The sequence below is a fragment of the Thiospirochaeta perfilievii genome (assembly GCF_008329945.1).
Classification (GTDB): Bacteria; Spirochaetota; Spirochaetia; order DSM-2461; family DSM-2461; genus Thiospirochaeta; species Thiospirochaeta perfilievii.
The window spans coordinates 2,901,635-2,923,738 of the sequence record NZ_CP035807.1 but is presented as its reverse complement, the minus strand read 5'-3'; the positions used below and the strand labels follow the sequence as shown (position 1 = coordinate 2,923,738).

Below are 22,104 nucleotides of genomic sequence, written 5' to 3'. Positions count from 1 at the left end.
TTAACCCTTTAACAGACCAAAAATCTTTGATCTATGTTTCCAAACCTGATAATAGGGTACTCTCTCCCCACCAAAGGATCTAAAAAACTTTTCAATTCCAGGAACCATACTTCCTTCAAAGTCAAACTCTAGACCTCTATCTGCAGTTCTTTTAATTGCTTCCCATAATAAAAATGCTTGGGGGGAACCTACCCTATTCTCTGGGTCGGCACCACCTAATATATAATAACATGTTTTTTTATCCCATACTAAATATACACAGGCAGAGATAACCCCAGTCTCACTCTTTGCAATTAGTAGTTCTCCACTATTATTCTCTTTTACTGCATTAAAAAGTGTTTTTACATCACTTTTTGAAAATGGTACTGATAGATTTTGTCGTTTAAAAGTTTTCTCTTCAATTGAATATAGGTTATCCACACTATCAGATACTTCATATGTAAAGTTCTTTTCGGACTTTCTAATATCTGTTCTAAGCCTATTATCAAAGCCGGCCCAGACAGCGTCTAAGTTAGAAAGATCCCTTAAAATATAGGTATATCGAACTAACATATTATATCCTCTTTTATAAAAAGAGTACCAACTAGAGACATCTGGATTCCAATTTTGGTTATATGAGTGAAATTTCTCCTTTTCCAATAGATCTAATATAAGGTCCTGATTTTTATCTATAAAAGAGTTTTTTTTAACAACCTTTTGATCCTTAGGGAAGTATAGTGTAGGTCCGTGGAATTGGGAGAAATTTGGTTGAGTTATATATCTAAATGGACCTCTTTTTTTAAAAAATATAGGCATCCACGCAATTACACTGTTATTTTTTTTTATCTCTAATTTTTTATAGTTTCCTTGTCCACATACAGCTTCTAGGTACCAATCCTGTAGAAATATTGGTAAATTAGGGTCTAACAATCTAATACCTCTTTATAAAGTTTTTTTAGGGATTGACATATTACTCTATCCGAATAGTTATCAACTACCCAGCTATGGAGGGTATCAGAATTAATGGATATAGTCATCCAATCTTCCATTGCTTGGGTCAATTCTTCAATATTCCAATCAATTATTTGCCCTACATTACTATTTTTTAAGATCCACTCAGGACCACCTGAGGGAGTAGCTATAACAGGAATACCAGCAGCTAAAGCCTCTATAACAACAATACCAAAAGTTTCGTGGAGACTTGGCAATACAAAACAGTGGGATTTTTGCAATAAAGTCTTAACCTCTGACCGTGGTTTAAAACCAGTAAATGTAACAAACCTATCAATACCTAATGATACTGCTAAATTTTCAAGACCTTTTTTATCAGGTCCATCCCCAACAAAGATACAACGAATATCTAATCCCTTTTCTACTAGTTTAGAGATGGCTCTTAATAGTAGCTGTTGATTTTTTTTAGGTACAACATCTGCTACATTAATAAAGGTATAATGATCAAATTTACTACCTCCAGGTATAAAATAATCAGTATCAATAAGGTTAGGTATTGTTATAAAAGTTTTATTTGTAACGTCTTCTAAAATTTTTCTAAAAGGTTCACTTACAGCTATATTCCTACTACTATTTTCAAAAACTCTGCCGGCGATCTTTTTTTCAAAGGGTGTTACAATATTCCTGGCAAAGCCAGTGTAGTGCTCAGTTACTATATAGGGGATTCCATACTTATTTTTAATCCATACTGCCAGATCTCCAGCCATAAAGTTATGCAGATGGATTATATCTGGTAATCCATTTTCCTTTACATATAATTTAAAAAGTTTCTGGCCTAATCTTTTAGTTCGATAACTATCAAAAGAGTTTAAATGGGTTTTAATTCCATACCCTATATAAACACTGTTATTATTTCTTCTATCTTTTTTTATACCAAGGGAGATTTTTTTACACTTTAAAATCCGTTTTGGGGAGTATATATTTGGGTAAATTACATCTGTTTCTATCCCATTTTTGTTTAGTGCATTAACCTGCTTCTCTACAAAATCCCCTAGATCTTCCCACATGGGGCTAGGATACCATGATGCTAATACTAATACCTTCATTAACGTAAATCCTTAATAACCTGTTCTGCCCTACTAGACCATAAATTGTCTTTTAAAACATTACTAATATTTTTTTTAGTGTTAACTATTTGATTAGGGTTTTCAATTAAGTTATTTAACAAATTATCCAATGCTTCTTCACTATAAGGTATTGTCCAACCAACCCCATTCTTTTTAACCCAGTCACCTGCAGCTGTGCCTTCAGTGGCTATAACAGGAATACCATAACTTAAGTATTCAAACATTTTAACAGGCATAGCAAAAGTACGGTATTCATCTGTTTCAAAAAACAGCATGCCGATATCTGCATTAATAAGCTCTTCCTTTAACTCTTTACCACTTTTATGTATAACCTCTATATTGCTACCTGATTTATACTGGGAACTTACAATATTCCACTCATCTTTCCGTGTACAGTATCTTAGTTTTGTTCCTATCTTATTTGAAACTATCTTAAAAAGTTTATGTAACTTATAATTTTCATTAGTACCACCAACATAAAAAAGATTAAGATCCTGTTTTTTGTTATTTAAATTATCAATATAATCTATTTCTGACCCTGCTGGAGGTAGACCTTTAACATTAAAACTATATTTTCCTAACAGCCTACTCATTTTAACAGAGGGAAGATATAAATTAGTTACCCACTTTTTATACCAAATTAGATCTAACCTGTAAGTTAATTGAAGAATTATTCTTTTTAAAAAAGGTATCTCTTCCATATATTCAGGATATCGCCAGTATATATCTCTATAAAAAAGACCTAACTTTAACCCATTTTTTCTACAATATTTCAGAAACTTTAAATCTAAACTTCCATATTTTAAAAAGTCTTTCCAACCACTTGCTATAAATGTAGGTGCTGTTGAACTCTCTGAATAGACAAAATCAAATTTAACACCACTATTTATAAGTGTTTTTATACTTCTAATTGCAACTTTTCTGTCATGACCACTACCCATAACAGTATAAACATTACAGCCTAGGTTTTTAAAAGCCTCTAACATTTCCAAGGGTCTAATTCCAGTTGCAGACTTTCTTCCTACTTTTATTTCCCAAGGTATGTGATAAATTATATTCATTTAGTTAAACACCTTTTATATATAGACTCTTCCATTTTGACAGTATTCTCCCATGAAAACTCTTTTGCCCTTAATTTTAACTTCTCATATCCTACAGGATTTGAAAGTCTATATACTACAGCTGAAGAGAAATCATTAATCCATGCCTCTGAATCAGGGACTATTGAACCAAAATCTCCAACAACTTCAGGCATTCCACCATTTTCACTTACAACTACTTGGCAACCACACATCATAGCTTCAATTAAAACACAACCAAATGCTTCGTATTTACTTGGTAGTATTAATAAGTCATTGTTAGAAAGGATCTTAAATAACTCAATTTGAGGAATAGTATCAGTTAGAAGATTAACACATGAATTTAATTCTAATACAGAAAGTTTTTCTTTTATTAATTCTCTATTTTCTCCGTTACCTATTATAGTAAATTCAGCAGAAGGATATTTATCCTTTATACTCCTAAATATTTCTGGCAGATACTGGCTTCTTTTTATATCGATGAGATTACCAACAAAACAAATTTTATTTAAATTATCATTTTCGATTTTTCTATTAATAGGATTAAGAGTAAAATCAACACCGTTATAGGTAATATATTCATTTAAATTATGTAGATCTGAATTATGGGCTAATTTTTGTAAATCTTTTGAGACATACATTACTGCATCTGCAAATAGAAATGCTTTTTTAGTTTTTTTAGCGTATAAAGCGTTTAACATATTTACAGACACCCCAGAACCATGGGAAGTAATAACATAGGGAGTCCCAGTTTTCTTTTTTAATAGATATGCAGCAAATGATTGAGTAGCATAGTGTACATGTACTATATCAATACTATTTTCTTTTACAATTCTGCTTAGCTTGGAAACTAACCCAATATAAAAATTTAGTTTTGGAACTTGTAAATAATTAATATACATAACATCTAATTCAGGTAGATCTAAAAACTCTAAATTATAACTTTTTTTCCATCCATTCTCACGAATGTGATTTATCTTACATATAATAACATTATGGCCTAAATCCTTTAACTTTTTGTATCTATGATAGTTAAAAACCCCAGATGAAATATTGTGGGCTTCAGGGAAACCATTAGCGATATATAAAATATTCATACTATCTCCTTTTTATAACTTTATTTTTTAAACTTAGTATCTTATCCATAGTAATCAATCTAAAAGCTAACAACTCTCCAATAAGAATTAAAATGAATATTGTTGATATATAGATATCAATATCAAAAATAATAATTAAATAACAGGAGACAATTGAAGTGAATATGATAATAAAATGTTTCCAAGTATATGTCACAAAATTATACTTATGTTTAACAAATAAAGATATTATTAATGCATTTAATAGTACAACAAAAAGAGTAGCTGAAGCTAACGCATAAATTCCAAATACTTTGACAAAAACAAAGTTAAGAAACACATTAAGAAGTGTGGTAAAAATACCTGATATAGTTACTATTTTTGAATTTTTAAATGAATACATAACCATAACTAAAACATTAACAAGGCTAAAACAAACAGGAAAGCTAATAAGTGTCACCTCGTATAACAAGTTAATATCATCAGAATTAACAATTCCATGCTGAAACATAATGCTCAAGGCGAATTTTCCAAAAAGAATAAATAAAATAAAAACTAAAGAAAACAAGGTAATGAGATTATCCGTTATTTGTGATAATTGCTGTTGTGCTACTTTATAATTCTTTCTTGTAATTGAAAGGGATAAAAAGGCATATAAAGCTCCTACAAGTGGTCCTGCAATTAAGCCTTTTATCTGTTCAACCAGTCTCATAGATAAATCAAGTGTGGTTAACTGCCCAACTGGTAATGTTGAAGAAAACCCTTTATCTACAAAAGAATTAATAATAGTAAAGCTTCCTCCTAATATTAATGGTAATGCAAATCTTAACAACTGAATAACTTTTGGGTCAAATTTAGTCATTTTTTTAGGGATTTGGGATAGAAGAAATAGAAATCCAATAACGGTTCCAATAAGAGGACCTAAAGCTAAAAAGTAAAAATTATTCTTAATAAAAAAGAACATTAATGAAAATGCGATTATAGCAACAATAAACTTAACAACATTAACTATTCCAAAAATTTGTTCAGACCTAAAATAACTTTCAAATGCATATGAAAAAACAGTCAGAAAAGACATTGGAAGTTGTAAAAGAAAAAATATGAACACTAACCTTTTTTGTTCTATAGTGAATCCTGGAGCTAATAAATCCATAATATTTGGGAAAAAAATAAAAAGAACTAAACTTATAATTGTAAAGAAAGAGATAACAACTATTATTAGTGAATATAGAAAATTTATTTTCTCCTGAATATCTTCTCTTTCGTTCAAATGAGGAAGAGAGCCAGCAAGTAGAGCTTCTGTTAAAGTACCATAAAACGTACCATTAATTGAACGTGATAAATTATATGCATCAGGGATTTTTGTAAAACCTAAAGCAGCAGCTATTATAATGTTTTTTGCAAAATTTAGAATTTTTGTTAGATTATCAAATATAAATAGTATCTTAACAGCTTCTCCATAACTATTTTTTCCTTTTAAAAACTTCAAAATAAATATTATCCTCTACTATTAAAATTTATATTGTAAGCCTAATGCTAAATAGATATTATTCATCTTTTCATATGGGATGAAGTTAAAGGCAGACCTATAATCATAAGCAAATTCTGCAAACATGGATACTGAATCGAAGTCAAAAAGACCTTTAAAACCTAATCTTATATTAAACTGCAACTCATCTACAGCATAAGGAGAACCAGAGGGTCTATTATCAGGATCTAAATACTTACCATAAATATAATCTTTATTAATAGCTATACGTTGAATATAAGCCTTCAAGGTTCTATCTTTTAGGAAATGAGATAAAGATAATGTTTGTGAGTCTGACCCAGATCCAATTCCAGCCCCTAAGAGTTGTCCATTATTAGTATAACCTTGGCTAACTATATGATGCCGATAAAAGGACCCTCCTCCTCCTAAGCCCCCTAAGACATATTCTCTTGATTCTTGTAAATCTGTATGTTCAAATTCTAATAAAAAATCACCTAAAATTTTAGAAAATCCTATCGTATATGCAAGAGTATGCTCTGGAGTTCGTAATAATAATTCAATATTCGTAGAGTAGTCATTTTTAGCAATTTCAGTATAAGCTTTAAACCCTGACTCAGGAAATATCCAATCGATAACTATAGACATTCTTTGATCTGTTTTATCGTAACCAAAAGGTTCTCCGATATATCCTCCAGCAATAAAGGGGTCGAAAATTTTAAAGATAATCTGTGGAGAAACGACACTCATTGGAGCCGTTAAAGATCTGTTAAACCCTAATGTTAAACCAGGAATAAATACAGGGGAATATGCAAAATTATATGCTGTAATTAGATTTGAATTATTAGTTTCATCCTCATCAAAAAATGACGATTCATCAAGTTTTCCAATAAATGCATTATATTCAAATGAACCAATTGGGGATTTCCACTCATCAAAACCTAATCTTATATGATAAAACCCCTCACTATGATCACTCATAATTATTGGAGAAATTCTTCCAGGCCCCAATATTATATTATCAGAGGAGAGCTCTGCTTCAAAAATATTATATTTGAATAAAAGAGAACTCTTCCCTAAATTAATATCGTAATATGTTTCATTTCCAGGTCTTTGATAAGAGTCTATACATGTTATAACGGAACCATATAGGTATTTAGAGGGAGCAATTTCAAAATCTTTATTTTGAGCGAACCATATTTCAGGTAAAAGCCTTATAACAATATTCTCTGAGTTAAAAATGAAACCTGTTTCTAGCTGTCCATTAAAACCTTTTCCCTGCCATAATGCACCATCATTAATTCCAGTGGAAAAACTACTATTAAAGGAATAAAAAAGTGTTGGATTAAATATCTTAAAATCCCAAGAATCTCCCTCTAATAAAACTCTATTATCTTTATCAATAAAACCTTCTTTATATTGTGAAATATGATCAACTTCTAAACTTAATCGATTATAATATTCGATATCATTATAAAAGTTCAATACACCTACATCTGCAAAAATAAAAGTACTCCAGATATATATAACAAATAGTGTGATAGTTTTAATACGCATTTTTATTTATAAACCCCTTAATAAATGTAAGTAGAAGTATTTTTATATCTAAAAAGATACTCCAATTTTTAATATAGTATAAGTCGCACTCAATTCTTCTACTTATAGAGGTATCCCCTCTCCAACCATTAATCTGTGCCCAACCGGTTATACCAGCCTTCATTTTATGTCGTAACATATATGCAGGAATTTCGTCCTTAAACTGGTCTATAAATATAGGACGTTCTGGTCTAGGTCCAACTAAGGACATTTGCCCAATTAATACATTCCATAACTGGGGTAACTCATCAAGGGAGCTTGCCCGTAAAAATGGGCCAATTACAGTCCGCCTAGGGTCATCCTTAACAGTCCAGCCAGATCCAATATTCTCTGCATTAACCTTCATTGACCTAAACTTCCACATTTTAAATACACGCCCTTCCCTGGTCATTCTCTCTTGACCATAAAATATAGGACCTTTAGATGTAAACTTAACAAGTAGGGATAAAATTAGAAATATAGGGGATAATACAATTAAACCAAACAGGCTACCAAAAATATCCACAGTTCGTTTTATTGTTCTACTACTAAAGCCGATACTTGGAGAGTTAAACTCCAATACAGGTATACCCTTAAAATCTAAAATATTTGAACCGATAAAAGAGTATGGTATATTTGCAATAATAACAACAGGTATAAGTTGGTTAGAACAGGCCTTTAAAATCTCTGTTTCTAATAACTCATACCCCTCGGGTATTGAGATAACAATCTGATCAACAGATTGCTCTTGAAGTAGCTGGCTAATATCAAAACCCTCCTCTATTGGGTTTATTATAGAACTAACAACTACTCCCATCTCCTTATATTTCTCTATTTTACTTAAATATTCCTCTAGTTTTTCCCCTAAACCAATTACTAAAACATACCTTAAATTCTGTCCCTTTCTTCTAAACATTTGAATGGTATTTCTAATAATTATTCTCATAATTAATAATAAGGTTGTGGAGATAATTAAAAATATAGATATTGTTAATCTTGAGAGTATTACATTCATTATAAAATAGGAGAATAAGACAATAACACCAAAGGCAGATATGGAAGCCATAAAGGTATTAAATAACTCTCTTTGCCAGGTTATAAATCTTTGAGGACCATATAAACCTTTTCTATATAGGAAATATATGGTGGCTAAAGCTACAAAAGGGGATAATTTAATATAAAATGTTCCTAGATCCGGCTGTCCACCACCAATAATTTTAAACCTAATAAAGTATGAAATTAGCCATGAGCTAATTGATATTGAAACGTCTAAAAAAACCCGAATAAAAGTTAATAATTTATGATGCTCTCTAAGCAAATCGACCTCCTAAAATAACTTCATACCCCAACCTAATAAAAACTGAAGGTTATTGAACAAACCAAAATCATATTTGATATTGCTATAGAAAGTTTGATTGCTATTATATATCCATTCTAAATTTAAGGCTATCCTAAAATTAGAATTAGTAAGGGATGTAATTGATAACCAGTTGTTGTAGGGAGGGTCAAAACTACCATTAATCCCAAATCCTCCAAAACTAAAGGATTCAAAGGTTAAATCCATCTTAAATGGATCTACGTTATATGTTAGACCTAACCTGTTTACAAGAGCATCTGGACCATAGGCAGCACCAAAGTATGTATTAAATATTACAGAGTCATTATCCCACATATATAGTATAGGGTTTGTTATTTTACCTAGTTCCACATCCCTATTATATAAATACTTTGTTGTAAACATCGATTCAAAACTAATATATAGACCACTATCAAAAATAAAATTTTCTGTTCTTAATAGGTGATCCTTAGAGGTATTTAGTATTTTTTTTGCCCCTCTACCATCTTTTATTTTAAATTGGGAACCTAAAATAAAACCCATAGCTCCCGGGTTACTATCACTACTCTCTATACTTAACTGGAACTCGTCTATAAGAGCCTCTCCATAGAGTCTTAATCTACTATTTACCAACCAGTCAAAATTAATATCCAAAATTACGTTTTGTCCCCTTTGGTAGAGACCGTGGTAATGAATAAATGGTGCAGCTTCTTGTAGATCAGGAACTCGTCCATAAATTAGGCTACTATCTATAATATTTAAAATAAAATTATCCCAAACATAACTAAAAGAGTGGGAAATATATGTTTTATATGGATCTTCTTTTTCAGATATCTGCCCAGTAGCTAAGTTATCCGTAGTAATAGTGGTAAAATAATACCTCCATCTACCTACTTCAGGTTTACCAGCTTCAAACCAAATATGGTCAAAATAGGGAGCCTGCTGGGCAATATTTAACCCGTAAAAACCAGGCCCTGTAGCTAGTTTCCTTCTACCTATAGATAGCTTAAAAATATCAAAATTAAACTCTCCATATCCTACTTCCGGGTAGTTTGGATCTATACTAAAGTTTGACTTTAAATCTGACTTTAGTTCCAACTGAAAAAAAATTTTAAAAATATCATCACCAAGGTCAAGATAGAGTTTTGAGTAGGATGGTCTATCTAACCAGTCATAAAATTCCAAAAGTGTGGGTGTATCTACAACATCACTACTACCTAGAAGAATATTTGGAGATAGATCAAAGTGTAGATCTGCATAGATAAAACCAGTAACTAAAAATATAGCTACAAAGAGTATTTTTCTCACCTAGGCCCTACTTATTTATACTAAAAGTTAAAGCTAAAATATTCTGATAAATAGTATCAGGAACTGTTATATCCCTTCCATTTAAAACCCAGAATGTACTAGAGAATATATACTCTAAACCAATTTTAACAGGTCTATTACTAAGGGAGTATTCAGCCTTTAAACTTATAATATTTGACCAGTCGTAAATACCATCATTTAAAAAGTCCTTTAACGGGTAGCTATCAACTTCTTTGTAATTAAAGGGAATATAAATATCTCCAAATATCTGCCCAAAAGCGATTGGGTCTCCAGCTTCATCATAAACTACTTCGTTAGTTCCATGTCTTATTAGTTGGTAGGACCCTGTAAATAGTAGGTTTGGCCTAGGAAAACCCTGATATTTTAATAATATTTCATCACTATTTGGAGGTATAAAGTAACCTAAATTTTGTCCACCATGTGTATATGTCATACTTACAGGAACATTATACTGGGGGTAGTTACCCTCTGCATAGTGGGAATAAACAAAGGGATTTACCTTAGTATACTGTAGGGTTAACTGTCCAAATGGAAGTAGGGCTAGGGATCTTTGTAAACCACCTTGGTAGGCGTACATATTTCTAGCATAAGTAAAAATCTCACTAAACTTTGATAGACTTGTCTCATCTAAAAATATTGATAAATATATATTTCCTAAGTAAGGAACCTTAACCTCTGCTCCACCAAATATATTAACATTATCAAAGTCACCATTATACTCCTGGCTCATAAAAGGCATTAAAAGTGGGGATAGATAGGCTAACTCGAACCTCTTACCCCAAATAGCAGAACTACCTAGGGATAAAGAACCCCAATTATATATTAGAGAAAACTGCTGTAGAGATATCATCTTCTGTTCTGAGAAAAACTCAGGGTTAGATACACTATTATCTATCCATGTATCAACAAACCAATTACCTAAAGATCCTACAACAAAGGAGTATTCAAACCACTTAGATGGTTTAATATTAAAGTCGATTCCCTCAAAGGGAACTGAAGTACCAGATAGGTATAATGAACCATCACCATGCCCCCACTCTCTCTTTATTGTTCCCATTCTTAGGCTTAAATTATTATCATATAACTGTACTGATATCTCATCCTTAGTATTTAAACCATAGGAATACTCATTGGAAACACCATCAATTAACCCGGCACTTAAAAGAGTATGGTGTCCAGACCATGCACTACTATCAAACTGATAGGGAGCGTAGGTTCCAGGATATACAAAATCATTATTATCCCCTGAGTAAAAGTTTACCTTACCACCAGAGATGTAGTATTTATACTCATTACCATGGGTGTCATTCTCCTGGCTATATAACCAGAGGGAGATATTATTATAAAATAGATCTGGGGATATCTTATCCACCGAAAATCCAAACTGTCCAAAATAGGAGGCTGATGAACCTATATCACCCTTAAAAAACATAGAAAAACCGTTATATATATTTGGACTTTTACTATTATTTAAGTTACTTCTATAATTACCTGATACAATTGTACCAACAGAGAAGTTATCTAACCCTGGAATGTTACCATCCCCCTTACTATTCCAACTTAGCAGGTTTTTTTTACTATTTTCACCGAACTCGGCTAAATAGTAGTCTAGGACATCTAATTCCCCCTGGGAAAATTGATCCCTATGTAAATTAATCTGATTTAGAAGTTTAATTACATAGGATTTAGCATAGGGTTTAGATAGGGGTAGAAAGTTTAATACACCCCTTTTTTCTGATGTTTCTAAAAGTAGATATACTGGGTCATTAATATCAATAGAAAGGTGGCTTTGTGAATAAATATTAAGACTAAGTGTTAAGAGTATAATTGTTAAAAATCTTTTCATTTGTAGAATTCCTTAATAGCCCCACAAACTTCCTCAATCTCTTCTATTGTTAAAAATGAGTGCATAGGAAGGGACATTACTTTAGCTGAAATTTCCTTTGTAACTGGGTTATCTAAACTTTTTATATTATTAAAAGCCTCCTGATTACTTAGGGGGATTGGGTAGTGAACAGCTGTAGGAATACTCTTAGTTGCCAAGTAATCCCTTAAATCTTCCCTATCTTCTACCATAATTGTATATTGAGCCCAAACTGAAAGGTTTTCTTCTAAAACAATAGGAGTTTTAACTATATCTTTAAGTCTTTTTGTATACTCTTCTGCAACTCTGTTTCTTAGCTCTATCTCATTTTTAAAGTGGGATAGTTTTACATCTAAAATAGCAGCCTGGATTGTATCTAGCCGACCATTAAAACCAATAACACTGTGGTGATATCTTTTAACCTGACCATGGTTTAGTATAACCCTCATCTGGTTAGCTAGCTTGTCATCATTTGTAAAAACTGCTCCACCATCACCATAACAACCTAAAGGTTTTGCTGGGAAAAAGCTGGTTGTTGAGCAGTCAGCTACAGAACAGGATCTTCTATTTTTATTTAAAGCACCAAAGGATTGTGCACCATCTTCTATAACTTTGATCTCCCTTTTATGGGCAATCTCTATAATTGAGTCTAAATCAGCCATCTGTCCAAATATTGAAACTGGAATTACAACCTTGGTTTTACTAGTAATTGCTGCCTCAAAGGCCTTAGGGTCCATATTATATGTTACTGGGTCCACATCTACAAAAACAGGTGTAGCACCAATAAAGGATACCATCTCGGCTGTGGCTATAAATGTAAAGTCTGGAACTATAACCTCGTCACCAGGACCTACACCCCAAGCCATTAGGGGTAAAATTAGGGCGTCTGTACCACTAGCGCAACCAATTGCGTGTTTAACCCCTGTAAATTCAGCTAAGTTAGTCTCGAATTTAGTTAATATTGGGCCTTTTATAAAGCTGGTTGTATTAATTACTTCAGCTATACCTTTATCTATCTCTTCTTTATATAAGTCGTATTGTTTCTTTAAATCGCAGAATTCCATAATTTTAATAGCTCCTCAACTATTTTTGTACCACTGTTTCCATCACCATATAGTTCTGGATGTTCTACAGGGGGGGTAAAATCCTTAATAGTAGAGACTATTTTATTATAATCTGCACCAACTATTACATTCCACCCGGCATCTACAGTCTCTACCCACTCGGTTTGATCCCGTAGAGTTATACATGGTTTATTAAAAAAGTATGCCTCTTTTTGCACACCGCCAGAGTCGGTTACTATAAAATCAGCATTTGCCTCTAACTCTAACATATCAAAATAACCTATAGGGTCTATTAAACTAATATTTTTGTTAAAAGTTAAGCCATAATCATCAAGGTATTTTTTAGTTCTTGGGTGCAGGGGTAGTACTCCATTTTTCCCACAATCATTTAAGGCGTTAACAATAGCTGTTAACCTCTCTTTAGAGTCTGTATTCTCAGCCCTATGAATTGTAGCTAAAAAGAAGTTTTCTGGAATATTAACTAATTTTGAATTGGTATTTTCCAATGTTCTATAAAAAATAGATGCATCGAACATAACATCCCCAGTTAAACTTACCCCTTTAGTTATTCCCTCTTTAACCAGGTTATCTATAGCAGTTTGTGTTGGGCATAATAAAAGTTCAGACAGGTGGTCTGCAACTATTCTATTTTGTTCCTCGGGCATTAGTTTATTATAACTTCTAAGGCCTGCCTCTACATGGCAAACAGGAATATGAAGCTTAGATGCGGCTAAAGCACCTGCTAAAGTTGAGTTTGTATCACCATAAATAAGTAGTGCGTCAGGTTTTTGCTCTAGTAGAACCTCTTCTATCTTTGCCAACATCTCCCCTGTCATTTTACCATGGCTTCCAGAGCCTACAGCCAGGTTTAAGTCAGGTTTAGGAATTCTCATTTCCTGGAAAAAGATATCCGACATATTTTGGTCGTAGTGTTGTCCTGTATGGACTAAATACTCGGTAATTTTATCAGAGTATTTATCCTTAATAAGTCTACTTATTACAGCGGCTTTTACAAACTGGGGTCTTGCCCCTACTATTGATACAATTTTTCTCATTACAGTTTATAAACCTTATCCGATGCCTCTTTTACAGCATTTCTCATATCTACTACTAGCTTAGATTTTGATACAATATCCTCTGCATCAAAACAGCTATGGTTTGTTGTAAATACAACTAAATCTACACTATTTAAAAGTTCATCTGTTAAATCGGAGTTATTTAACATTCGCCCCTTTGGTGTTACACAGTTACTTATATATGGGTCGTGGTATAGAACCTCAGCTCCCTTGCCAGCTACTTCATCTATTACATTAAGTGCTGGGGACTCCCTTGGGTCATCGATATTAGGTTTATATGCAACACCCATAAATAGAACTTTAGAACCGTTTATAGCTTTTTTATGTCTATTTAATGCGGATGCTATTTTAATTGACATTCTGTGGGGCATCATATTATCAATATGTCCCGCTGTCTCTATCATTTTTAAGTCAAAATTAAAGTTTTTAGCTATATACTCTAAATAAAATGGATCTAGAGGTATACAGTGCCCACCAATTCCAGGTCCAGGATAGAAGGCCTGAAATCCAAATGGTTTAGTTTTAGCAGCCTCTATAACTTCCCATATATTTATATCCATTTTACCAGCTAAAAGTGCAAGCTCGTTAATCATGGAGATATTTATTAATCTATAGGTATTTTCTAATATTTTTACCATCTCGGCAACTCTAGGAGAGGATACCGGGTGTAAGTTCTGTATCGCTTTACCGTAAATACCCATTGCTATTTTCATTCCATCTTCAGACAGGGTTCCTACAACCTTTGGTGTATTTTCTGTTTTAAATGTCTCGTTACCTGGATCAATTCTCTCTGGACTAAAACATAACCAGAAGTCCTCACCCTCTTTTAAACCGGAAGCACTCTCTATTATTGGCTTCATAAAATCTTCTGTTGTTGTTGGGTATGTTGTACTCTCTAGGGAGATAAATGTTCCCTTAGTCATATATTTTCCAATATCTTTACATGCAGACTCTATAAATCTCATATCTGGTTTTTTAAATTTATCTAAAGGTGTTGGTACACACATAATTGTTGCATCACACTCGGCAATTCTACTAAAATCAGATGTTGCCTCTAGGTTTCCACTTTTTACAGCAGACTCTAGCTCTTCTGATGTAATATCCCCTATATAGTTATTACAGTTATTTACTCTATTAGCCTTATCTTCGTTTTTTTCTAAACCAAGAATATTAACCCCTCTGTTTGCCATTAATACAGCTAGGGGAAGTCCAACATAACCTAAACCAAGAATTCCAACTTTTACACTGTCATTCTCAATCTTTTTCATTATTTCATCAAAACTACTCACTAAAAACTCCTTTCATCTCACTAGTTGAGAAATCCAAAGGAAGTTCAACTGGTTTACCATCTTTTTGTGATTTATATATTGCTAATATTATTTCTAATGCTTTTTTAGACTCGGCCCCATTGGTTAACGGTTCTCTATTATTTTTAATTGCATCTATAAAGTCTGCAAATAGAGCGCCATGTCCCTTACCATAAACAGAGTCAGGGTCCTTTGCATTAGGGTCTATAACTTTATCCTCAGTATCACCAACAATATCAGAATCCTTTAGTCTCCAGGTCTCAAACTTGTTAACAGCTAGACCACCTATTACAATTGTCCCATCTGTACCAAATAATGAAAGACTTTCATTTAAGTTTTTAGGGTATACATTAGCTGTTCCCTCGACCATTCCAACAGAACCGTCTGCAAACTCTAATATGGCACAACCAAAATCCTCTGCCTCTATTGGTCTTTGGAATCTTCTGGTTACAGCGTGTACTTTTACTACATCTGTTTCATTCATCCACTGGAGAAGGTCAATTCCATGGGTACACTGGTTCATTAAAGTTCCACCATCAATATCCCAGGTTCCCCTCCAATCGGCCTGTTTATAATAATCTATATTTCTATTCCACCTAACTTGAACAGAGCTATGCATTAATCGACCTAATCGGCCTGATTCAAATGCCTCTCTGGTTTTTACTATTGGTGCATTAAATCTATTTTGAAAGCAGACTGCTAGTTTTTTATTATTATCCTTGGCACACTTAACCATAGCTTCTGCATCAGACGTACTTAAAGCCATTGGTTTTTCAACAATTACATGTACCCCAGCGTTTAAACAATCTATGGTTATTCCTGCATGTAGCCCAGACTCTGTAGCAATTGTTACAAAGTCTAAGTCCATAGATGATAACATCTCTTTATAAGAGAGGAACTTCTTAATAGTGGCACCAGGTACAGCATTAGTATATTGCTCTACCCTAGCGTCCATTTTATCTACAGAAGGATCACAAAGTGCTACTAGATCTACACCCTCTACATTATTTATAAATCCTTCAACATGTTTATAACTTATTCTACCACAACCTATTATTGCTACTTTATATTTCATAATCTATAAAATAACATTTTTTAAATAAAATAATCTATACTTTATAATCTATCTAAATACCATAAGGCAATGGAATTCATTCTTCTCTCAAAGGAGTAGGGAATATTCACTTCGTAGGTCAATATTTTTTTTAGCTTAGGTTCCTCTTTTATTGCAGCTAAAATATATAAATATAGTTTATCGTTATTAGTTGTAACTAAAATATTTGTTCTAACCCCACCCTTATCTAGGGCCTTAAATATTTTGTAAACTTTAAGTTTTTCTAAATTCTCAGTCTGTAACCATACAGTATTTTGGGTAATCTTTGTTTGCAGGTTATAATAGTTTCCATCAAAAGTGGTATCTTTTTGGTAATAAACTCTATTTTTTATCTGACCAACCGTAGAAAAAACAGGGTCGGCCACCGGGGTTTTCCCATCCTTTGCTACAAAATATGACTCATCTATAAGTGGGTGCATAGCTTGTCTTCTATTAGAGAAGTACTCAACTCCAACCTGGTCAGAAAAAGCTATTAAACTATTTAGAAGGGATACTGTATCGCTATTTTCTACACTGCTTTTGTCTATTATATATAACATCTCCATACATATTTCCGGGTTGTATTGTTTAAGGTTCTCTATAAAATCTTTTTTTAGATCACTCTCTGGTAGTAATTCTAAACTATTTAAATTACTTCTCTCCCTTAATGCATAACTTCCAGACTCTATACGGCTAATATCACTACTGGTTAAATCCACAGAAAATAGATTAAAACTTATACAAAACACAATTAAACTTAATATTAAACTTCTCAAAACAGCTCCTTTTTACTATTAAACGGTTACTAATTAATATCATAGATAGGTGTTTTAGATAATATATTTTTTAAATTACCTTGCACTTACGGAATTAAAAAAGTAAAATTATTTTATATTAAATATATTAAAAAAAGGAAAATCATGAACTTTCTATATTTAACTCTAAGTATTTTATTACCCCTAGTACTAAATTTAATTTTTACACCAATTATAATTGCAGTTGCCCACAAAAAGAACCTTTTTGATGTAACTGATCACAGGAAAACCCATGTGGGAAATATCCCCCGTTTAGGTGGTATAGGTATTTTTCTTGCAACTGTTATCTCCGCTATTACTATGTATATTTTAATAAAAAGTAGTGTTTCTATCTCCTTTTATATAGCAATATCTATAATTTTTATTAGTGGAATAGTAGATGATGTTAAACCAGTTAGGGCCTATGTAAAACTTCTAACCCAAATAGCTGCATCTTTAACCCTAATAGTTGGTGGTTTTACCCTTTCCCATATATATATACCTTTTATTGGGTATAATTTGGATTTTGGAATTTTAAAATATCCTATAACTTTTATATGGGTAATTGGTGTTACAAATGCACTAAATTTACTAGATGGAATGGATGGGCAAGCTGGTGGTGTTAGTGTAATTGCATCTATAACTATAGGAATAGTAGCCCTATTATTAGGACAAACTAATATAACAGTTATCTGCTTTATATTAGCCGGTAGCTTAATTGGTTTTTTAAACTACAACCTGCCTCCTGCTAAAATATTTATGGGGGATAGTGGATCACTTACAATTGGTTTCTTTTTAGCTGCAGCCCCTCTATTATTCCAGGATACAGATGTTAAAGGAAGGGTTCTACTTGTTGGTATAGCTGTATTATTAATCCCAATATTCGATGTATTCTCGGCTATGATTAGAAGAACTAAATTAAAAATATCATTTTTCCACCCTGATAGAGGGCATATTCACCATAAATTTATAGATTTTACAAGTTTAGGAACTAAACAGATACTTCTTGTTATCTACTCTATATGTATATTATCTGGAACACTAGCCTCCCTGTTTATCTTTAATACAAACATATTAACAGAGATTGGTTTAGTTCTAAACTTAATAATACATTTAATTCTCTTTGGTTTTTTACATAGAAGAAAAAAGGCTGGAGTTATTAAAAGATAAATTTAGTTTACATATAGTTCTAAAGTGGTATAAGCAGGTTTTTGGCCTGCCTATACCCTATTATCTATTCCAGTCATCCTCTATTCTAATAATATCATCTTCACCAAAATAGCTACCTATCTGGGTCTCTATAATTATTAATGGAAGTTGCCCTATATTTTCTATCCTATGCCTAGCCTTAGTTGGAATAAAGGCTGTTTCATTTCTACTATATGTTTTAATAATGCCATCTATCTCAATTTTTGCCAGACCTTGAACAACTACTAAATGCTCCTCTCTTTTATGGTGATATTGCAGACTAATTCTTTTTCCTGGTGTTATCTCCAGTTGTTTTACTTTATAGGATGGAAGGTCCTGTAACACAGTGTAACTACCCCATGGCTTTTTAACTGTAGTAGGCTCGTCTAATAGAGTAGAGTTATCCTTTTCCAGTATATTAACAACCTCTTTAACCCTTTGGCTGCTACCCTTTTTAGAAATTAGTAGGGCGTCTACTGTATCAATAATAAGAAGGTCAGAAACATCTACACAGACAATTTTACGATTAGTAAAAATTGTGCCGCCAACTCCCATTATTAGGTTTTCTGTACTATTTATAAGTATAGGTTCGGTACTACCTAATATAGCGTTCTCTTTAGCTGGGTTATACATTTTGTTATATACTGAATCAAAAGAACCTAAATCAGACCAACCAATATCCCCAGGAACTACCTTTACAATAGAGCTCTTCTCCATTACTGCGTAATCGATACTAATGGATGGAATACTCATCATAGACTCATAGGTTGGTTTAATTAAACTACCACTACACTCATTAAAAACAGTAAAACATCTATCATAAACCCTAGGGGAGTGTTTTTTTAACTCATCTAAAAAAACTCCAGCTTTAAAGCAGAACATTCCACTATTCCAATAGTAGCTCCCGGATTCAAAATACTCTTTTGCTACAGAATAGACAGGTTTCTCTTTAAATGAGACTACATCTTCGCCATCTGCTTCAATATATCCAAATCCAGTTTCGGGAAATGTTGGTTTAATTCCAAAGGTAACTAAATTACCAAGTTCTGCTAACTCCACCGCCCTATTTAAAGCAGCTTTGTAGGCTTTTTTATTACTTATTAACTGGTCGGAGGGTGTAGCAAGTACTAACTCGTCCCTATCTAACCCCATACAAGATAGGGCTATTGCAGGAGCCGTATTTCTACCACACTAAAGTTTTCGATCAGAAAACCTTTAGGTTCATACAATAACCCCACCACTCTCTTTTAACCCATGTTTTAAAAGTTGGTCAGTAGCCAACATATATTGGGAACTGTTTTGGCATTAGAGTTCTACTTAGAGGCCATAACCTACTACCAATTCCACCACAAAGTATTAAATTTTTCATCTGCTATGTTTTAAACCTATTTACCTCTTTTTCCATTTTAATCATATTATCCGAATTAACACCACCTAATTCGGATAGCTCATTTAATGCAGTAGATATATCATCTAACCCGTGGCTTATCTCCTCTATCCCATTTCTATTTTGTAGGGATAGGTCTGTAACCTTACTAAAAGCCTCTTCAATTTGTACCGAGGAGTCATCAATATTCTCCGATGAGTACTTTACCTGGTTAGAAATATCAACTAAACCACTTAGGGAGGTTGTAATCTGGTTTGTCCCCTGGGATATCTCGGTTAAAGATAAAACAATCTCGGTTAAACTACCAGATACATCTTTAATCTCCCCCATTATAGTTTTTATAGTTACACCTGTTTTAGTTGATAGATCCTCGGCACCCCGAACCTCACTAATTATTTTATTAATAGAGTCGGACATAACCTTTGTATTATTCGATGTAGCCTCGGCTAACTTTCTAATCTCGTCTGCTACTACAGCAAAACCCTTACCTGCATCCCCGGCATGGGCTGCTTCTATTGCCGCATTCATAGATAGTATATTTATCTGTTCCGATACACTATTAATTACACCTATCATATCAAACAGGGAGTTTATAGAGCTAGAAATAGATTGTATAGAGTCTACGGTAGCTTCCATATCCTCTTCCCCGGAAATAGATATTTTAGTTAACTCCTCTATGGCCTCTTTTTTACTTTCGGATATTTTAGAAACATTTTAACAGATGCTACCATCTGTTCAATTGCAGCAGAAGACTCGGATATATACTGGCCTTCCCTCTCTATATTCTCATTTAAATTTACAATTTGTCCCCGTATTTTTAGTACAGACTTGTGGGAATTATCAATCTGGCTAGTTAAAATATCTGTTTTACTGTTTATAGAGTTCATAGTAGATGCTATCTCTACAACTGTAGATGATATCTCCTCGGCATTGGTAGCTAAAACCTCCCCTAGCTCCTTACTACTAGTTGTAACACTTTTAATATTTGTAACCAGGTCTTTAAGTTTAGAAATAAATAGATTAAGGGAGGCCCCTAATATTCCAGCTTCGTCCCTAGAGTTAACAGATATAACTTTAGTTAAATCCCCCTCCCCTTCGGAGATATCATCTACAGCTACTGTTAGTTTTCCAAGGCTTTTAGAGACTACAGTTGTAATTATATATAGTATTCCATAACCAACAAGTAGTAGAATTATGGATATTATTATAGTTTTTACTATAGCATCATTAATATCCTTAAAAATCTCATTTCCACTAGCCTCTGTAATTAAGTACCAATCTAGTTGGGGTAAATATACACTATTTACATAGCGGGTATCCCCTGTATTATCTAGATAGCTAAAACTGTAACTACCCCTATTATTAATATTATTAAACTGGTCTATGTATCCCTGTTCATCCTTTATATTTTTATTACTAATGTACTCCCTATTGGGATGTATCCTAATTACCCCACTAGAATCAACCATAATATTTTGTCCTAAATCTCCAATAGTAGTATTATTAACACTTTGAACAAAATCCTTTAAATTTATAGCAACAGACATAACCCCTAAAAAATCCCCATTATTATCTATTCTAACATTCATAAAGGCTACATCCCCAAAGGGAGGATAGTTTGTATAGGCGTTTACACCAACTTCTACACCACTATTATTAAACTCTGCAAGCCAGGTATCCTCTGGTAGAACCTTTCTTATATTATAAGAATTATTAACGTATTCGTAGTAGTTTTTACTACCCCATACAACAAGGTTACACCCCATAGTATTAAACCTATTAGCAGTTAAGGTTAACCTTTTATTTATATAGGGAATTAGATCCTCTGGTTCTCCATCTATTATCCACTGTTGTATATTAGGGTCTTCAGCAATTACTGATAACCCAATAGATACAGAGGTAATATCCTTTTGTACCAGGGCAATAATATTATTAGTTATTGCGGGTATTTCAAAGTTTAATAACCTGTTTGTAATACTAGCTTTGGCAATACTACTATTAATAAAGGTAACAGCAGTTAAAGATACTGCTAATATTAGACCAGACATTACTAAAATCTTTCTTTTAAAACTACTTTTTTTGCTCATAATTTTAACCTCTAATTAATTATAGTGCATTGATACAAAAATAGCATAAATGTTATTATGAAAAATGATATTAGTTCAGCAATTCATTATGAAACGCGATTTTAATCCATCAGATTATTGATTTTTATTGAATAAACCTCTCCCTTCTCTGTTACTATAATGTGATGTTAAATCTTGACTTTGCTGACAACAACTGGATAGACCTGTTTAAGGATATAATCCAACACATAAAAAGAGTTTGAATTGACCTACTAACTCTGGGATAATATCTATAACAGATTAATACTAAATATGAATTTTAAGATA

General features: G+C 32.7%; 19 protein-coding genes and 1 pseudogene. 1 reads left to right on the top strand and 19 read right to left on the bottom strand.

Translation table 11 applies throughout. The features are described from left to right. From EW093_RS13490 to EW093_RS13425, 14 genes are read right to left on the bottom strand one after another with little or no spacing between them, the layout of a single operon-like run. On the bottom strand, positions 1-909 hold the full coding sequence (locus EW093_RS13490) for a GNAT family N-acetyltransferase (RefSeq protein ID WP_149568915.1): 909 nt from the start codon (positions 907-909) through the stop codon (positions 1-3). After that, positions 903-2,036, bottom strand: coding sequence for a glycosyltransferase (locus EW093_RS13485; RefSeq protein WP_149568914.1), 1,134 nt, complete (start codon positions 2,034-2,036; stop codon positions 903-905). Before EW093_RS13485 ends, EW093_RS13490 begins: the two co-directional genes overlap by 7 nt. After that, entirely contained in the window at positions 2,036-3,118 is a 1,083-nt protein-coding gene (locus EW093_RS13480; protein ID WP_149568913.1) for a glycosyltransferase, read from the bottom strand. The genes EW093_RS13485 and EW093_RS13480 overlap by 1 nt, the downstream gene beginning before the upstream one ends. Continuing rightward, positions 3,115-4,233: a glycosyltransferase gene (locus EW093_RS13475; RefSeq protein ID WP_149568912.1), complete on the bottom strand. Its 1,119-nt coding sequence runs from the start codon at positions 4,231-4,233 to the stop codon at positions 3,115-3,117. Before EW093_RS13475 ends, EW093_RS13480 begins: the two co-directional genes overlap by 4 nt. Before the next feature lies 1 nt (position 4,234). Beyond that, positions 4,235-5,701: a lipid II flippase MurJ gene (locus EW093_RS13470; protein ID WP_187759717.1), complete on the bottom strand. Its 1,467-nt coding sequence runs from the start codon at positions 5,699-5,701 to the stop codon at positions 4,235-4,237. A 21-nt stretch (positions 5,702-5,722) separates the two neighbouring features. Continuing rightward, complete coding sequence (locus tag EW093_RS13465; protein ID WP_149568910.1) at positions 5,723-7,255, bottom strand: capsule assembly Wzi family protein; 1,533 nt, start codon at positions 7,253-7,255, stop codon at positions 5,723-5,725. Further along, complete coding sequence (locus tag EW093_RS13460; RefSeq protein WP_149568909.1) at positions 7,245-8,591, bottom strand: exopolysaccharide biosynthesis polyprenyl glycosylphosphotransferase; 1,347 nt, start codon at positions 8,589-8,591, stop codon at positions 7,245-7,247. The genes EW093_RS13465 and EW093_RS13460 overlap by 11 nt, the downstream gene beginning before the upstream one ends. Positions 8,592-8,600: 9 nt before the next feature. Then, positions 8,601-9,917: a hypothetical protein gene (locus EW093_RS13455; RefSeq protein WP_149568908.1), complete on the bottom strand. Its 1,317-nt coding sequence runs from the start codon at positions 9,915-9,917 to the stop codon at positions 8,601-8,603. A gap of 7 nt (positions 9,918-9,924) precedes the next feature. Continuing rightward, complete coding sequence (locus EW093_RS13450; RefSeq protein ID WP_149568907.1) at positions 9,925-11,784, bottom strand: hypothetical protein; 1,860 nt, start codon at positions 11,782-11,784, stop codon at positions 9,925-9,927. Beyond that, on the bottom strand, positions 11,781-12,866 hold the full coding sequence (locus EW093_RS13445) for a DegT/DnrJ/EryC1/StrS family aminotransferase (protein WP_149568906.1): 1,086 nt from the start codon (positions 12,864-12,866) through the stop codon (positions 11,781-11,783). Before EW093_RS13445 ends, EW093_RS13450 begins: the two co-directional genes overlap by 4 nt. Beyond that, a complete protein-coding gene (gene wecB / locus EW093_RS13440) occupies positions 12,848-13,921 on the bottom strand; it encodes a non-hydrolyzing UDP-N-acetylglucosamine 2-epimerase (protein WP_149568905.1) in 1,074 nt (357 codons plus the stop codon). Before wecB ends, EW093_RS13445 begins: the two co-directional genes overlap by 19 nt. After that, the gene (locus tag EW093_RS13435; protein WP_149568904.1) at positions 13,921-15,231 is read right to left on the bottom strand and encodes a nucleotide sugar dehydrogenase; all 1,311 of its coding nucleotides are present in this window, start codon (positions 15,229-15,231) and stop codon (positions 13,921-13,923) included. The genes wecB and EW093_RS13435 overlap by 1 nt, the downstream gene beginning before the upstream one ends. Beyond that, positions 15,224-16,324, bottom strand: coding sequence for a Gfo/Idh/MocA family protein (locus EW093_RS13430; RefSeq protein WP_223111610.1), 1,101 nt, complete (start codon positions 16,322-16,324; stop codon positions 15,224-15,226). Before EW093_RS13430 ends, EW093_RS13435 begins: the two co-directional genes overlap by 8 nt. A gap of 41 nt (positions 16,325-16,365) precedes the next feature. Further along, positions 16,366-17,118, bottom strand: a complete 753-nt coding sequence (locus EW093_RS13425) for a DUF6675 family protein (protein WP_149568902.1) — start codon at positions 17,116-17,118, stop codon at positions 16,366-16,368. 144 nt (positions 17,119-17,262) lie between these two features. Here EW093_RS13425 and EW093_RS13420 point away from each other — a divergent pair, with 144 nt between their 5' ends. Beyond that, positions 17,263-18,306, top strand: a complete 1,044-nt coding sequence (locus EW093_RS13420; RefSeq protein ID WP_149568901.1) for an MraY family glycosyltransferase — start codon at positions 17,263-17,265, stop codon at positions 18,304-18,306. A 60-nt stretch (positions 18,307-18,366) separates the two neighbouring features. Here the strand turns inward: EW093_RS13420 and EW093_RS17870 are convergent, their stop codons facing one another. From EW093_RS17870 to EW093_RS13405, 5 genes and pseudogenes are all read right to left on the bottom strand, one after another. Further along, positions 18,367-18,879: a phosphomannose isomerase type II C-terminal cupin domain gene (locus tag EW093_RS17870; RefSeq protein ID WP_281283529.1), complete on the bottom strand. Its 513-nt coding sequence runs from the start codon at positions 18,877-18,879 to the stop codon at positions 18,367-18,369. Positions 18,880-18,963: 84 nt separating this feature from the next. Next, a pseudogene (locus EW093_RS17865) lies at positions 18,964-19,500 on the bottom strand (sugar phosphate nucleotidyltransferase); the annotation flags it as partial. Positions 19,501-19,594: 94 nt separating this feature from the next. Next, positions 19,595-19,693, bottom strand: a complete 99-nt coding sequence (locus tag EW093_RS17540; protein ID WP_223111608.1) for a sugar phosphate nucleotidyltransferase — start codon at positions 19,691-19,693, stop codon at positions 19,595-19,597. Positions 19,694-19,696: 3 nt separating this feature from the next. Continuing rightward, entirely contained in the window at positions 19,697-20,365 is a 669-nt protein-coding gene (locus EW093_RS13410) for a methyl-accepting chemotaxis protein (protein WP_281283528.1), read from the bottom strand. Positions 20,366-20,385: 20 nt separating this feature from the next. Then, positions 20,386-21,798: a HAMP domain-containing protein gene (locus EW093_RS13405; protein ID WP_149568899.1), complete on the bottom strand. Its 1,413-nt coding sequence runs from the start codon at positions 21,796-21,798 to the stop codon at positions 20,386-20,388. Positions 21,799-22,104 lie beyond the last annotated feature (306 nt).

What these genes read in the sequence shown, in the direction of transcription:
- EW093_RS13480 (WP_149568913.1), bottom strand. Translation starts at nt 3,118, where the DNA reads ATGAATATAATTTATCACATACCTTGGGAAATAAAAGTAGGAAGAAAG.
- EW093_RS13420 (WP_149568901.1), top strand. Translation starts at nt 17,263, where the DNA reads ATGAACTTTCTATATTTAACTCTAAGTATTTTATTACCCCTAGTACTA.
- EW093_RS13445 (WP_149568906.1), bottom strand. Translation starts at nt 12,866, where the DNA reads ATGGAATTCTGCGATTTAAAGAAACAATACGACTTATATAAAGAAGAG.
- EW093_RS13405 (WP_149568899.1), bottom strand. Translation starts at nt 21,798, where the DNA reads ATGAGCAAAAAAAGTAGTTTTAAAAGAAAGATTTTAGTAATGTCTGGT.
- EW093_RS17540 (WP_223111608.1), bottom strand. Translation starts at nt 19,693, where the DNA reads ATGAAAAATTTAATACTTTGTGGTGGAATTGGTAGTAGGTTATGGCCT.
- EW093_RS13485 (WP_149568914.1), bottom strand. Translation starts at nt 2,036, where the DNA reads ATGAAGGTATTAGTATTAGCATCATGGTATCCTAGCCCCATGTGGGAA.
- EW093_RS13475 (WP_149568912.1), bottom strand. Translation starts at nt 4,233, where the DNA reads ATGAATATTTTATATATCGCTAATGGTTTCCCTGAAGCCCACAATATT.
- EW093_RS17870 (WP_281283529.1), bottom strand. Translation starts at nt 18,879, where the DNA reads ATGGGAGTTGGCGGCACAATTTTTACTAATCGTAAAATTGTCTGTGTA.
- EW093_RS13430 (WP_223111610.1), bottom strand. Translation starts at nt 16,324, where the DNA reads ATGAAATATAAAGTAGCAATAATAGGTTGTGGTAGAATAAGTTATAAA.
- wecB (WP_149568905.1), bottom strand. Translation starts at nt 13,921, where the DNA reads ATGAGAAAAATTGTATCAATAGTAGGGGCAAGACCCCAGTTTGTAAAA.
- EW093_RS13450 (WP_149568907.1), bottom strand. Translation starts at nt 11,784, where the DNA reads ATGAAAAGATTTTTAACAATTATACTCTTAACACTTAGTCTTAATATT.
- EW093_RS13465 (WP_149568910.1), bottom strand. Translation starts at nt 7,255, where the DNA reads ATGCGTATTAAAACTATCACACTATTTGTTATATATATCTGGAGTACT.